10 protein-coding genes are annotated in these 14,485 nt (G+C 49.5%); 8 read left to right on the top strand and 2 right to left on the bottom strand.

The annotated features are described in order from the left end of the window. Positions 1-575 precede the first annotated feature (575 nt). The 6 genes from hisS to MHB82_RS23625 all read left to right on the top strand — a co-directional run bounded on the left by hisS (position 576) and on the right by MHB82_RS23625 (position 10,309). Positions 576-1,829: a histidine--tRNA ligase gene (gene hisS / locus MHB82_RS23650; protein ID WP_095359796.1), complete on the top strand. Its 1,254-nt coding sequence runs from the start codon at positions 576-578 to the stop codon at positions 1,827-1,829. Between the two features lie 215 nt (positions 1,830-2,044). After that, positions 2,045-3,823, top strand: a complete 1,779-nt coding sequence (gene aspS / locus MHB82_RS23645; RefSeq protein WP_095289507.1) for an aspartate--tRNA ligase — start codon at positions 2,045-2,047, stop codon at positions 3,821-3,823. Between the two features lie 18 nt (positions 3,824-3,841). Beyond that, the gene (locus MHB82_RS23640; RefSeq protein WP_095359795.1) at positions 3,842-4,597 is read left to right on the top strand and encodes a tRNA threonylcarbamoyladenosine dehydratase; all 756 of its coding nucleotides are present in this window, start codon (positions 3,842-3,844) and stop codon (positions 4,595-4,597) included. Between the two features lie 170 nt (positions 4,598-4,767). After that, positions 4,768-6,066 carry an NCS2 family permease gene (locus MHB82_RS23635; protein ID WP_095359794.1) on the top strand — a complete coding sequence of 433 codons (1,299 nt, stop codon included), beginning with the start codon at positions 4,768-4,770 and terminating at the stop codon, positions 6,064-6,066. A 70-nt stretch (positions 6,067-6,136) separates the two neighbouring features. Beyond that, positions 6,137-7,948 carry an ABC transporter ATP-binding protein gene (locus MHB82_RS23630; protein ID WP_341176011.1) on the top strand — a complete coding sequence of 604 codons (1,812 nt, stop codon included), beginning with the start codon at positions 6,137-6,139 and terminating at the stop codon, positions 7,946-7,948. 174 nt (positions 7,949-8,122) lie between these two features. Then, positions 8,123-10,309 (top strand): HelD family protein, encoded by a 2,187-nt coding sequence (locus tag MHB82_RS23625; protein ID WP_341176010.1) that lies wholly within the window; start codon positions 8,123-8,125, stop codon positions 10,307-10,309. A gap of 97 nt (positions 10,310-10,406) precedes the next feature. Here MHB82_RS23625 and MHB82_RS23620 read toward each other — a convergent pair whose 3' ends face one another. Both MHB82_RS23620 and MHB82_RS23615 read right to left on the bottom strand, forming a co-directional pair. After that, entirely contained in the window at positions 10,407-11,345 is a 939-nt protein-coding gene (locus MHB82_RS23620) for a DMT family transporter (protein WP_341176009.1), read from the bottom strand. Next, positions 11,342-12,085 carry an SDR family NAD(P)-dependent oxidoreductase gene (locus MHB82_RS23615; protein ID WP_341176008.1) on the bottom strand — a complete coding sequence of 248 codons (744 nt, stop codon included), beginning with the start codon at positions 12,083-12,085 and terminating at the stop codon, positions 11,342-11,344. The genes MHB82_RS23620 and MHB82_RS23615 overlap by 4 nt, the downstream gene beginning before the upstream one ends. A gap of 138 nt (positions 12,086-12,223) precedes the next feature. On the opposite strand from MHB82_RS23615, the gene MHB82_RS23610 reads away from it, so the two are divergent. Both MHB82_RS23610 and MHB82_RS23605 read left to right on the top strand, forming a co-directional pair. Further along, the gene (locus tag MHB82_RS23610; RefSeq protein ID WP_341176688.1) at positions 12,224-13,102 is read left to right on the top strand and encodes a LysR family transcriptional regulator; all 879 of its coding nucleotides are present in this window, start codon (positions 12,224-12,226) and stop codon (positions 13,100-13,102) included. 51 nt (positions 13,103-13,153) lie between these two features. Beyond that, complete coding sequence (locus MHB82_RS23605; RefSeq protein WP_341176007.1) at positions 13,154-14,461, top strand: replication-associated recombination protein A; 1,308 nt, start codon at positions 13,154-13,156, stop codon at positions 14,459-14,461. The last annotated feature ends 24 nt before the right edge of the window (positions 14,462-14,485 follow it).

The raw sequence follows: 14,485 nt of genomic DNA, 5'->3' as shown, positions 1-14,485 counted from the left end.
ACATAGGGCGTTTATAATAACAAGCATGACCCCCTTTTTTTATATATCCTTTGAGCCTGCACACCGTGTGCAGGCTTTTTTTTGCTGTCTTTTGATGTTAGCCCTTGACTTTAGTACTGCGGTTCATTACAATCAGAAAATAATATGTTGACTTTAGTCAATATCATTCGTTTTCTTGAATTATATTACTGATTTGATGACGGGACCAAGTACTCCGTGCCCACATGAACAGAGAGGAATCCCTTGGCTGTAAGGATTCTCTTGATGAGCGGACGAATGACTTCCCCGAGAACAGACGGCGAACACATCAGAGATGATTCTGATAGCCATTAGCCGGCCTGCGCAGGACGTGCGTTACACGTAGAGCGGAACGATGGTCTGATCGGATTGCAGCAAGGCAGTCCTGCATAATCAGATGATCACCTGAACGGCGAAAGTGTCAGGAGTTCCGGAATGTGGGTGGTACCACGGGTGAATGTATAAACACAATCTCTCGTCCCTTTGTTTGCTGTATACAGCGACAGGGCGAGGGATTTTTTTGTTATATAGAGAAAATAGAGCTGGAGGGATGAAAGATGGCTTTTCAGAAACCAACGGGAACACAGGACCTGCTGCCTGGCGTAGTGGAGAAGTGGCAGTTTGTCGAAGAGAAAATTAAGGATCTGTGCCGCCGTTTTAATTATCGGGAGATCCGCACACCCATTTTTGAACAGACTTCACTGTTTGAGCGAGGGGTAGGCGAAACAACCGACATCGTTGAAAAAGAAATGTACACGTTCAAGGACAAGGGCGATCGCAGCATGACGCTTCGTCCGGAAGGAACCGCTGGCGTTGTACGTGCTTTTGTAGAGAATAAGCTCTATGGGGAGCCAGACGTAACGAAGCTTTATTATGTAGGTCCCATGTTCCGCTATGAGCGTCCGCAAGCAGGACGCCAGCGTCAGTTCCACCAGTTCGGGGTGGAGGCATTCGGAGCAGTAGATCCGGCAATCGATGCAGAGGTTATCGCTCTTGGTTATCAGTTCTGTGTGGAGCTGGGGTTGAAGGATGTCAAAGTTGAAGTGAACTCGGTGGGTAATGCGGCAAGCCGTGCTGCCTATCGTGAAGAGCTGCTGGGCTTCCTGAGACCGATGAAGGACACCTTGTGCAAGGATTGCCAAAATCGCATGGAACGCAACCCGCTTCGCGTCCTCGATTGTAAGGTAGATCAGGACAAATTTGTCGGTGCACCTTCCATTCTGGATAGCCTGGATGAAGAAGCAACGAACCACTTTGCCAAAGTTCAAGGTTTCCTGGATGATTTCGGCGTAGATTATGAAGTGAACACGCGTCTTGTGCGCGGACTGGATTATTACACCATGACAGCATTTGAATTGAAGGCACAGGGGATTGGTGCTATTGATACCGTAGGCGGCGGTGGCAGATATAACGGCCTCGTTGGAGACATCGGCGGACCGGATCAACCGGGGATTGGTTTTGGTATCGGTCTGGAACGCATTCAACTGATACTGGAACACCAAAACATTAATGTAAGTGCCCTCACTCCACTTGATGTGTACTTTGTTGCTCTTGGAGAAGCAGCAGATCGGGAAGTAAACCGTCTGTTGTTCAAACTTCGTCAGTCCGGTCTTTCGGGTGAACGTGATTATCTGGGGCGCAAGATGAAGGCTCAAATGAAATCAGCAGATCGTTACAAAGCCCGTTATACGGCGATTCTTGGCGATGATGAGCTGGAACGCGGGGAGATTGCCCTCAAGGCAATGGATACAGGTGAACAGCAAACCGTAAAACTGGAAGAGCTGATTGCAACCATTCAGGGAGCTAAATAAGATCGCACAAGCCAGAGTAAGTTAAATTCATTTTTATATGATTCGGCAGCCTTACGGGGCCTGGAAGCCATTCGATGTGGATTTTGTCCAAGAATGTTACAGCTCCCGTAAGTACAACGCCTTTCAATATATCGTCTTCACGCAACCGCGCTGTTAAAGTAATGGTCTTGGCCTACTTGCACAGAACGGAAATTCACATAATGAGGAGTTTGGTTATGAAAAGAAGTCATCATTGCGGCGCATTAACGACCGCACACATCGGCGAAACCGTAACATTGAACGGCTGGGTACAGACCCGCCGTGACCTGGGGGGCGTACTGTTTATCGATCTGCGTGACCGCAGCGGTATTGTACAAGTGGTATTTAACCCTGCATACTCCGGCGAAGCTCTGCAAATTGCTGACCGGGTACGTAGTGAATATGTTATTGCCGTATCGGGCAAAGTGGTTAAACGTGATGAAGAGACCGTGAACAAAAACCTGCCTACAGGTGAAATTGAAGTTCAGATTACGGAAATCGAAGTGCTGAACGCGGCAAAAACACCGCCATTCTTCATTGAAGATGGTGTAGAAGTCGATGAGTCCCTTCGCTTGAAATATCGTTATCTGGACCTGCGTCGTCCGGAAATGTACGAAACATTGAAATTGCGTTCCAAAGCGTCCAAAGTATTCCGTGACTACCTGGATGGAGAAGAGTTTGTTGAAGTGGAAACACCGATTCTTACGAAGAGCTCCCCGGAAGGTGCGCGTGACTATCTCGTACCAAGCCGTGTGCATGAAGGTGAATTCTTCGCCCTGCCGCAGTCTCCGCAAATTTACAAACAATTGCTGATGGTCGGCGGACTTGAGCGTTATTATCAAATCGCCCGCTGTTTCCGGGATGAGGATCTGCGTGCAGACCGTCAACCTGAGTTCACACAAGTCGACATCGAGACTTCCTTCTTGGAACAGGATGACCTGCTGCCAATGATGGAAGAGCTGATGGCCAAATTGCTGCGTGAAACGAAAGGCATTGAGCTTGAGCTGCCATTCCAACGGATTACGTATGCAGATGCGATGGGTAAATACGGTTCAGACAAACCGGATCTGCGCTTTGGCATGGAACTGGTGGAAATGAACGATATCGTAGCAAACAGTGGTGTTAAAGTATTTGCTTCTGTCATTGAAAAAGGTGGAGAAGTGAAAGTTCTGAATGCCAAAGGCTGTGGCACATGGAGCCGCAAAGAAATCGACGATCTCGGACCATTCGCAGCACGTTACGGTGCCAAAGGTCTGGCGTGGATTCAAGTGAAAGACGGCGAATTCAAAGGCCCAATCGTGAAATTCTTTACACCGGAAGAGATTGAAGCGGTGAAAGAACGCACGGGCGCTGAAGAAGGCGACTTGCTGCTCTTCTCTGCGGACAACAAAAAAGTGGTTGCAGACGTTCTGGGTGCACTGCGTTTGAAAATTGGCCGTCAACTTGGTCTGATCGATGACAGCAAATTCAAATTTGCCTGGGTTGTGGACTTCCCATTGCTCGGATATGATGAAGATGCGAAACGTTACGTGGCAGAACATCACCCGTTCACTCGTCCAAAAGACGAAGATGTGGCTCTGTTCGATACAGATCCGGGTGCGATTCGTGCTCAAGCTTATGACCTTGTTCTGAATGGTTATGAAGTAGGTGGCGGTTCAATGCGTATCTACAAACGTGACGTGCAAGAGAAAATGTTTGCAGCCCTTGGACTTTCTCCTGAAGTATCCAATGAGAAATTCGGTTATCTGCTTGAAGCATTCGAATACGGAACTCCACCACATGGCGGTATCGCCTTTGGTCTTGACCGTCTCGTTATGCTGCTGGCAGGACGTACAAACCTGCGTGAAACCATTGCCTTCCCGAAAACGGCAAGTGCAACCGATCTGCTCATGAACGCACCTTCTGAAGTGGACGGAGCCCAGTTGGAACAACTTCATATCCGTGTAGCCCGTAAACCGGTGGCGGAAAAGAAATAAAGGAGGCATCGATTCTCAATGCTCCATCAATTTTCAAGAACAGAGCTGGCAATCGGACCTGAAGGTCTGGATGCTTTGAAAAATAGTACAGTTGCCGTGCTTGGTATTGGCGGCGTGGGCGGTATAGCCGTTGAAGCCCTTGCTCGCAGCGGGGTTGGACGCATCATCCTGATCGATAAGGATGTGGTGGACATCACCAACGTTAACCGCCAGATTCACGCGTTGACCACGACCGTTGGTCAGAAAAAAGCCGATCTGATGGTGGACCGGGTCAAGCTCATTAACCCTGAGATTGATGCCATCGCCTTGAACATGTTTTACACGGAAGAAACGTATGAGGAACTGTTTAAATATGAACTGGATTATGTCCTGGATGCATCCGACACGATCATCTACAAAATCCATCTCATCAAGGAATGCCTCAAACGTAAGATTCCGGTGATCTCCAGCATGGGTGCGGCGAACAAAATGGACCCTACGAAATTCCAGGTTGCGGATATTTCCAAAACGTCCATGGACCCGATTGCCCGTGTGGTTCGCACAAAACTGCGCAAAGAAGGCATCAAAAAAGGGGTCAAAGTGGTCTTTTCTACCGAGGAGCCATTAAAGCCGCGTGAAGATGTTACTCAAAAGATCGTTCCTGAGAACGCACCGGAAATTCGCAAGGCGAAACAGCCACCAGCGAGCAACGCGTTTGTTCCTCCGGTAGCCGGACTGATCATGGTCAGTGTGGCAGTCAAGGAATTGATTGAAAATGCAGCAAAGAAACAATAGTAACCTGTTGAGCGAAAAGCGTAGGTGCCTACAAGGCGCCTGCGCTTTTTTTATGGTCATCACGTGATGTACTTCAATCTCAAAACCGTGTATGATATGTGGTGCTGCGCGAAATGATGATAAATATATAGAGAAATGGCAGTGTACATAGAGAGAGGGGAACAGAACGGATGAAACAAGGTTGGATGACCAGACGTCTCGGTGTGGAGCCGGGGGACCAGTGGAAAAAAGAGATTGTGGCGGGAGCCATCTCCTATTTTGCTGTCGTTTATATCGTGATGGTCAATGCTACAATTCTGGCAGATGCCGGCATGCCTTTACAGGCAGCGATGGTAGGCACACTGCTGACGTCTATTGCAGGTTGCTTGCTGATGGCATTCGGAGGTAAGTCACCTATTGTGGTTGTACCCGGAATGGGGATCAATGCATTTTTCACGTACACACTCGTACATTCCATGAAGCTGAGCTGGCAGGAAGCACTGGCCGTGGTGGCCGTTACAGGTATACTTTTTGCAATCGTTGCATTTACATCACTATATAAATTGATCAGTGAAGCCATACCGAAGAACCTGCAGCATGGGATAACGGTGGGAATTGGCCTGTTTTTGACCTTTATTGGTTTGCAAAAAAGCGGAATTGTTATTGCTCATCAGACCACGTTTGTAGCGATCGGGCACTTCAATGATCCTAATGTTATTACGGCCTGCGTAACACTAGTACTTGCCGTGATTCTATTCATACGTAATATTCAGGGCGGACTTCTCATCAGTATTCTGATCGGGACTGGACTTGCCTATGTGCTAGGTGCAGTGAACCCGGGTGAACCGGTGTCCGCGATGGAAGCGCTGCGTCAATACGGCGGGTTGTTTGGCGAATTGTCCCTGATGAAGCTGGCTGATGTTGCGTTCTGGATTGCTGTCTTTTTGCTGCTGCTGATTGTGGTATTCGAAAATATCGGATTGATTACTGCTCAGACGCAAATGATTGGTCGCCCGCAACGTTTCAAAGGCAGCCTGCGCGCTCTGTCGATCAGTACGGTATTGGCAGGTATATTCGGGAGCAGTCCTCCTGTAGCTGCGGCAGAGACCACTGCCGGGATTGCAGCAGGCGGACGCACGGGCTTGACACCACTTGTTACAGCCGTGCTGTTCGGGGCGACTTTTTTCTTCATTCCGCTGCTCGGGTATATTCCGGACAGTGCAATTGCCCCCATTTTGATCATCATTGGCGGTTTAATGGTGCAAGGTGTGAAGGATATGGATTTTGGTGACTTTACAGAGGCATTCCCGGCATTTCTTATTATGGTGATGATTCCCTTTACGTATAGCATTGTGGACGGCATGGCGTTTGGTTTCATTGCTTATCCACTGGCGAAGCTGGCCGCAGGTCAGGGGAAACAGGTGCCCGTGGTCATGTATGGCATTGCCATTTTGTTTTTGGCCAACTTTGTACTGCATGGGGTATTGTAATCAGTTGGGACGTACGGATAAATCATTCGTGTGATGGCTAGTGAACAGGTGGAGAATGGAGGAACGGGGAATGGAAGAGAAGGAACAGACGGAACAGACGAAACAGACGGACCGGGTTGAACCGAAGCTTGGGAAAAAAGGATTTAAAGATTTCGTGAAGCTGATTGCTTCCACAGAACCTCCCAAACTCATTTTGATCGTCGCATTGATTCTGACCCTCATTCAGACTACGGCCGGGTTAATTGTCCCACTGATGACCAAAGGGCTGATCGATGGACTAACGATGTCTGCACTTAATAAATCCGTCATTTTTCTGCTGCTTGGCGCTTTTGTCATTCAGGCGATTGCTTCAGGCATCAGCATCTATATGTTGAATTATGCAGGACAACGCGTGGTTGCAACGCTGCGAACGAAGCTGTGGAACAAAGTGTTATCCCTGCCAATGCCGTATTTTGATCGTAATCGTACAGGAGATACGATGAGCCGCATCACTAATGATACAAGCCAGATCATGACGCTGATTGCCGATTATTTGGTCTCCTTTGTATCCAATATCGTTGCGGTGGTGGGCGGGGTGGCTCTGCTATTCTATCTGGATTGGGTCATGTCACTCATCATTCTGAGCTTGGTACCGTTAACGCTGCTGATTCTGCTGCCCGTTGGACGTAAAATGTACAAAATTTCCAAAAAGCAGCAGGATGAGATGGCTGGCCTCACTTCCGTGCTGAGCCAGGTTATTGGTGAGATTCGATTGGTAAAAGCATATGGCACCGAAAAACAGGAGGCGGAAGCGGGACATTCCCGAATTGGCAAAATGTTCGCTTTTGGTTTGCAGGAGGCAAGAATTCTGGCGTTGATCGGACCGCTCTTTACCTTTGTCATGACCGCTGTATTGGTTGTTATTCTAGGGGTTGGCGGTATGCGGGTAGCATCCGGGATGTTATCACCCGGGGAACTGGTGGCCTTCATCCTGCTGCTGTTTCAGGTTATTATGCCGATGGGGCAGTTCACGACACTGTATTCGCGTTTGCAAAAAGTGGTAGGTGCAACCGAACGCATTCAGGCTATTCTTGCACATGAAGAAGAACCACAACACCGTGTGAAGTTAGCTCCAAAAGGCAACGAGACCATTGCATTCAACAACCTGCATTTCGCCTATGTCACAGGAGAAGAAGTGCTGCACGGTATCCATCTAACCGTTCCAGCGCGTAAAGTGACGGCGATCGTCGGTCCCAGCGGCAGCGGCAAATCAACCTTATTCTCACTGCTAGAGCAGTTTTACCTTCCCGGTTCGGGTAACATAACTTACGGAGGACAAGATATAAGGGATTATTCGCTCGCCTCCTGGCGCAGCAAGATCGGTTATGTTTCACAGGAGAGTCCGCTAATGGCAGGTACCATCAAGGACAACATTACCTATGGGCTTGGACGAGAAGCAAGTATGGACGAGATCCGGCATGCCGCAGACATGGCATATTCGTCCGCATTTATTGATAACTTGCCCCAGGGTTACGAGACAGAGGTGGGGGAACGCGGAATCAAGCTTTCGGGCGGTCAGCGTCAGCGCATTGCCATAGCCAGGGCACTGCTGCGCAGTCCGGATATCCTCATGCTTGATGAGGCAACGTCCAGTCTGGACAGTACTTCGGAACATGAAGTGCAGCAAGCCCTTTCGAATTTGATGGAGGGACGGACAACCGTTGTAATTGCGCATCGTTTGTCCACAGTCGTGGATTCGGATCAGATTGTTGTACTGGAGCAGGGCCATGTCACCGGGACGGGTACACATGCAGAGCTAATCAGCACACATCCGGTATATCGTGAACTGGCTCAGAAACAGTTTGTTGCACAAGATGGGAAGTCAGAGCCTGAGGAGTATTAATTGATAACGATGTGAACCGTTGCTCATCGTCTTAAAGAGACGGGAACAGCGGTTCATTTGTCTTTTCGTCCTGTTAGCTGTAGCTTTTTGCCATTCAATATGATATAGTGGGTATCCTTTTGTGTCGTCAGATTGGCTATGCAAAAAAACATATTCTTAGGAGGTAACTGAAACATGTCAGACAGCTTTCAAAGTGCCTATCAAGAAGAAGAGTACAGGTTAGAGCGAACGATGGAGGAAGTGGATCGTCAGCTGGAACGGCTGAAGAATACACCGGTATATACTGGCCACGATTTCACCGAACAAGTGCTGGAAGCCGGACGCGAAGAGCGCCGCACCGCCTTGTCCAAGAGCGCGCAGCAACCCTATTTCGGACGCTTGGATTTCGAAGAACAGGGCAGCGGGGAACGGAAGCCGCTGTACATTGGCAAAGTCGGCGTAGACCGCGAAGAGGTGGGAGAGCATCCGCTCGTCATCGATTGGCGTGCTCCGGTCGCGAGCCTGTTTTACTCATTTACGGGAGGGGAAGCCTCCGCAACCTACGATGCACCCGAAGGTTTGATTGAAGGCCTGGTCTATCTGAAACGCAACGTGGTCATCCGGCAGCGGATATTGGAGCGCGTTGCGGATACATATAACCGGGATAGCGACCAGCCGGCCGTATCGGATGAGTTTCTCGTCTATCGGCTGGGAGAGAACAAGGATAACAAGCTTCGTGACATCGTATCCACCATTCAGGCAGAACAGGATCAGATCATTCGTGCTGCAAGGAATACGGCATTGATCATCCAGGGTGTGGCGGGTTCGGGAAAAACAACCGTTGCCCTGCACCGGCTGGCCTTTTTGCTGTATCAGTACAAAGAGCAGGTATCTGCGGAGAAGATGGTTATCTTCGCACCCAACCACATGTTCCTCGATTACATTTCGGATGTACTCCCGGAACTCGGCGTTGGAGATATTCAGCAGCGTACATTCCCGGATTGGGCGATGAATCTGCTGGGATTGGAGATGCCTCTGGCAGATACGTCGGAGACACTGAATACCTGGTTTGAAACGCCGGAAGCACGCCCCGAATTGAATGATGACGTACCTGGTCGCTATAAGGGCTCGATACGCTTCATGAAACTCATTCAGGAATGGCTGTCAGGCATGGAGGAGGAATCAGTACCCGATCTGGACTTCAGTCCCTGGGACGGTGCGATACTTAGCAAGGCAGAGATCGAAAGCTGGTTTAGCGAAGAATACAAACACTACCCACTGGCTAAACGTAAGGAGCGGGTGATGGCGCGTATCCACCGCTGGATCGAAATGGAGCTCAAGAAGCCTTGTCCCGAGAGCGTACGCAAAGAACGCAAAAAGAAAGCAGCGACGCGTGAAAAAGCATACGCCAAAAAGTGGCCCCAATATGAACCGCTTACGCTGTATAAACAGCTGTTTAAGGCCGCTAAGGGTGGCTCAGTGCCTGCTTCACTAAGCAGTCTTATTCCCAAAGGTGTGATGAAGAAGACGACAGCAGATCTGAAGCAGGATGTAATCCGTGAAGAGGATCTGCCTGCGCTCGTGTATATTCACACACTTATTCATGATATTGAAGGAGCGGAACGATTCGATCATGTCGTGATTGATGAAGCGCAGGATTTCTCGCCATTTCACGTCGCTCTGCTCGATCTGTTTGTCAAAGGACATTCCTTTACCATACTGGGTGACTTGTCCCAAGGTATTCATGAGTATCGCGGGGTTCATTCATGGGAAGAGATGAGTACCCTGTTCCCCGACGAGCAGAATGCATATTTTGCCTTGACCCGGAGCTATCGTTCCACCATGGAAATTATTGATTATGCCAATACGATACTGGAACGTGGGGTCCAAAGCGGGATTACGGCGATTCCTGTCTTCCGGAGCGGAGATCCGGTTCGAACATTAGCCTATGAGGGTGAAGGAAGAACGAAGAGTCTTGAGCGGGCTTTGAAGCTGTTAACGGTGAAAGACTACCGCACAGTATCCATTCTGACGCGTACCCTGCATGAAGCGGTTGAGCTTCATCGTGAACTTCTGGATGCGGGCTGGGACCTGAACCTGATTGATGGCGGCAAAAAGCAATATACAGGCGGACATTCCGTTTTACCTGTCTATCTGTCCAAGGGACTAGAGTTTGATGCGGTTATTGTGGCAGACGCGGATGAGCAGCATTATTTGTCTAATGCGGGCGATGCCAAGCTGCTGTATGTGGGCTGTACAAGGGCATTGCACGAGTTGTGGCTGTTCCATGATGGTGACCTACCGTCTTATGCGGCAGCAACACACCATTCGGAAGGCGAATCGGTAACCATTCAGGGTTGGCCGGATAGTGACACCGAATAAACATGGGTAGAACAATGTAATATCAAGAATATAAAAGGCATGTCGTTTATGGGGAATCCCATGAGCGCATGCCTTTTTCTGCTGGTGTGTGGCAATCTCAACTCACTGGAGAAGAATGCTTGCGGATTTCAGATGAGCGTTCCTTCGTATTCTGTGCAGATGAACGACGATTGACCAGAAAAATACCAACACCAATGAGTATGCCCCCAGCACCAACGAACCACTGGACCTGTTCCTGCAGCAAAATCCAGCTTGACAATACTCCAAAGAACGGTGTCAGAAACAGATAGGAACTGGTTTGGGCGGGGTCACTATGCTGCAGCAAATAGAACCAGAGTGAGAACTGGATTATGGAGCATACAAGGGTCAACCAGAACAGCACTGCAACCGAGGTGGGGTTCACAATAAAATAAGGCTGTTCAGTCCATGTGCTAAGCAAAAGCAGTACTGCGCCTCCCGCGAGCATCTGGTACGCGGTAAGCACAAAGGTGTCGTAACGATCACCCCAGCGTTTAATAAGTAATGTGGAGACTGCGAAGGAAACCGCACCACCAATTCCAATCCAGGTTCCGGGGCTAAAACTCATATGCGAGCCAAAGGTTAACAGGACGCCAGCAAGGCCGAGGATAACCCCCATCCACTGGCTGAAGCGATACGTTAACCGATACAATAAAGCACTGATGATAATGACCAGCAACGGATTGGTAAAGGTAAGAATGGCAGATTCACCGGATGTAATCCAGTTCATGCTGTAATAGGCGCATCCCATCACTCCGGCAGATTGGAACAGACCAATTAAAATGATTCTTAGCCAGGCTTGCCATCCTGCAGGTAGAGGGCGTTTCCGCAGAAACCAGGCCATCAGGCCCCCTGCCAGTACGTAACGCATGCCCATGAGCAGGAACGGTGGAGTATACAACATGCCGATTTTGCCAACCGGAAAAGAAGTACCCATAATGAATGTCGTTAACAAGATCCATATTGTATATTTCAATGGTTTCATCGCGGGGCTGTCAGCTTGAGTACCGGGGCTCATAACGTCTGACCGCCATCTACGGTAATCAGCTGTCCGGTCATGGATGGCTGTTCAAGCGCAGCGCATATCATGTGCGCAATATCCTCAGGCGAGGAAATTCTCTGTAATAACAGCGAGCCACCGAGACGATTCATTCGTTCCTCGTTTCCGGCCCACCAACGGGTTGCAACGGCGCCAGGGACGATGGCATTCACCCGAATCAGCGGTGAGAGTGCGTGGGCAAGAGATAAGGTCAGGCCGTGAACTGCCGCTTTGGAAACTGCATAAGGGAGGGATGAGCCGGAACCTGTGCTGCCCGCAATACTGCCCAGGTTCACAACGGAGCCGCCGCCTGCTTGCTGCATTCCCTCTGTCACTGCACGAGCGCAATAAAACATGCCCTTCACGTTCACATCATACAGTTCGTTCCAAATATCCTCCGTAACGGATTCCAGATCCTGCAGAGGAATGTGCCGGGTGATTCCGGCATTGTTCACAAGGGCAGTTATGGGGCCATACGTTTCGGTAACTGTGGCCACCATCTGCCGGACTTCCATATCACTAGCAACGTTGGCTTGAACAGTGAATGCCTGACCTCCTTCATCCACGATCTGTTGAACTGTTTCTTCTGCCGCCTCCCACGACCGGGAGTAGTTGACAGCGACCAATGCTCCCTTTTGAGCCAGCAGCAGACTTACCGCACGTCCAATGCCTGTTCCGCCGCCTGTAATTAAGGCTACTCTGTTGTTCCAGTATGTCATGTTGAACACTCCTTATCATCATCCAGCAGGTGAACTGGTTTGGAATCTACATGAATTGTAGTCCTGTTTGCGCATGGAGTATAATGATTGTTAGTGAACTGGCCATCATTTTGAATGATGTCAGAAGTGGGGGATAAGATGGAGAGCGGAGATCTTCGAATATTTCAATGTGTGGCACAGGAAGGAAACTTGACGAAAGCTGCTTCGAAGCTGGGATATGTGCAATCCAACGTCACGGCCCGGATCAGACATCTGGAAGCAGAGGTGGGCACTAAGCTGTTCATTCGTCACAACCGGGGAATGACGTTATCTCCAGCGGGAGAGATGCTAATGAGTTATGCAGATAAAATCATTGGTCTGCTGAACGATGCTTCCAAAGCGCTTCAGGCGACAAGTGCGCCATCGGGTCCATTGCGAATAGGCTCTACGCAGACTGCAGCAGCGGTGCGATTGCCCGAACTTTTTGCAGAATATTATAGGCGATATCCCGACGTGTCCTTGTCACTGACTACTGGGAATTCGCAAGAGCTTATAGACCAAGTTATCGGGTATGAATTGGAAGGTGCATTTATTGGTTGTGCCTGCGATCATCCCGAGATCACATCTCTGGATGTATTCGATGAAGAACTGTTTGTGGTTTCATCTGGTGTAATGCCAGAAGATGAGCTTACTCGTAAACCGATCCTTGTTTACAGCATGGGATGTTCCTACCGCCAGACGTTAGAGGAGTGGTTGCTATCCTGCGGGGTAAATCGCCCTATAATCATGGAATTTGGCACATTGGAAGCCATTATCAGTGGCGTATCATCGGGGATGGGCATCTCATTGTTGCCGGAGATTGTTATTCGTCAGCAGATGAGTAGCGGCTTACTTCGCAAGCATTCGCTTCCCGCGGGCATGAGCCGGATGATGACTCGTTTTATTACACGCAAGGATGCGTTTGTCAGTAGTGCGCTCGGTGCATTTATGGCTATGCTGCCGCGGGATTATGATATGATAGAGAGTAGAGAATATTGAGATGTTTAGATCCAATCTAGGATAGGTAATCCGTTAAGGAAGTGATGAGCAGTGGATTTATTTTCGTTTCAACAGGACTCCAAGCCCCAGGCAAGACTGCTTGCTGATCGCATGCGACCAGAGCATCTTGATGAATATATTGGACAAGAACATATTATTGGACCAGGTAAGCTGCTGCGGCGTGCGATTGAAGCGGACCAGATCTCGTCCATCTTGTTATACGGTCCTCCCGGCTGCGGGAAGACGACGCTTGCCCACATCATCTCCAAGCATACACAGGGAGAGTTTGTTCGTCTGAACGCAGTAGACGCCTCGGTGAAGGACGTTCGTGAAGTTATCGAGCAGGCACACACAAACAAGCAGCTATACGGAACCAAAACCATATTGTTCTTGGATGAGGTACACCGCTTCAACAGTTCCCGTCAGGATGCATTGCTGCCAGCAGTGGAGAAGGGCACCATCATATTTATCGGTGCGACGACAGAGAATCCATTTCACTATGTGAATGGTGCCTTGATGAGCCGTTCAACCCTCTTTCAGCTCGAGTCGCTGAACAAGGCACATTCGCTTATTGCGATGCGCCGTGCGTTGGCGGATTCCGATAAAGGGCTCGGATTCATGGAACTACAGGCAGATGACGAAGCTCTGGATCATATTGCCACCATGGCCAATGGAGACATTCGGCGTGCTCTAAATGCGCTGGAACTGGCTGCGTTGACCACGCCGCCTGAGAAGGATGGGTCCATTCATATTACGCTTGCTGTTGCGGAGGAATCGATCCGCCGTCCAATTGTGAAGGCCGATGAGTCCACACAATATGATGTGCTGTCTGCTTTTCACAAGAGCATTCGCGGTTCCAGTGATGCTGCGTTGTTCTGGTTTTTGTACGCCGTAGAGAAGCTGGGCATGGACCCGATGACATTTATCAGGCGTCTGATTGCCGCGAGCAGCGAAGATATCGGTCTGGCGAATCCACAAGCGATGACCCAGGCTATAGGTGCTCTGGATGCCTACCGTAACAACGGATGGCCCGAAGCGAAGCTGAATATTGCACAGGCCATTTTATTCGCAGTGGAGAGTCCGAAGTCGAATGCGGTATACACAGCCATTTCGAAGGCGATGAGCGCCATCGATGAGGTGAAGTCGGCTGAGGTACCGCTCCATTTAAGGGATACCCATTACTCAGGAGCAGTGAAGCTGGGACATGAAGGTTATCAATACCCCCATAATTATCCTGGGCACTATGTGAAGCAGGAATATCTGCCCAAACAGCTCTCGCGAAGAGTATTCTATGAAGCAACAGAGCAAGGCAATGAGTCGAAAATCAGGCTGAACCAACAGCGGAGAAAAGAGCTGTAAGATTGATGACCCGGGGGATGCATA

Origin of the sequence: Paenibacillus sp. FSL K6-2862 (assembly GCF_038005125.1) — a bacterium.
Classification (GTDB): domain Bacteria; phylum Bacillota; class Bacilli; order Paenibacillales; family Paenibacillaceae; genus Paenibacillus; species Paenibacillus illinoisensis_A.
This window is presented reverse-complemented; position numbering and strand designations above follow the sequence as displayed.

Coding starts and splice junctions, on each gene's coding strand:
- hisS (WP_095359796.1), top strand. CDS start 576: ATGGCTTTTCAGAAACCAACGGGAACACAGGACCTGCTGCCTGGCGTA.
- aspS (WP_095289507.1), top strand. CDS start 2,045: ATGAAAAGAAGTCATCATTGCGGCGCATTAACGACCGCACACATCGGC.
- MHB82_RS23640 (WP_095359795.1), top strand. CDS start 3,842: ATGCTCCATCAATTTTCAAGAACAGAGCTGGCAATCGGACCTGAAGGT.
- MHB82_RS23635 (WP_095359794.1), top strand. CDS start 4,768: ATGAAACAAGGTTGGATGACCAGACGTCTCGGTGTGGAGCCGGGGGAC.
- MHB82_RS23630 (WP_341176011.1), top strand. CDS start 6,137: ATGGAAGAGAAGGAACAGACGGAACAGACGAAACAGACGGACCGGGTT.
- MHB82_RS23625 (WP_341176010.1), top strand. CDS start 8,123: ATGTCAGACAGCTTTCAAAGTGCCTATCAAGAAGAAGAGTACAGGTTA.
- MHB82_RS23620 (WP_341176009.1), bottom strand. CDS start 11,345: ATGAGCCCCGGTACTCAAGCTGACAGCCCCGCGATGAAACCATTGAAA.
- MHB82_RS23615 (WP_341176008.1), bottom strand. CDS start 12,085: ATGACATACTGGAACAACAGAGTAGCCTTAATTACAGGCGGCGGAACA.
- MHB82_RS23610 (WP_341176688.1), top strand. CDS start 12,224: ATGGAGAGCGGAGATCTTCGAATATTTCAATGTGTGGCACAGGAAGGA.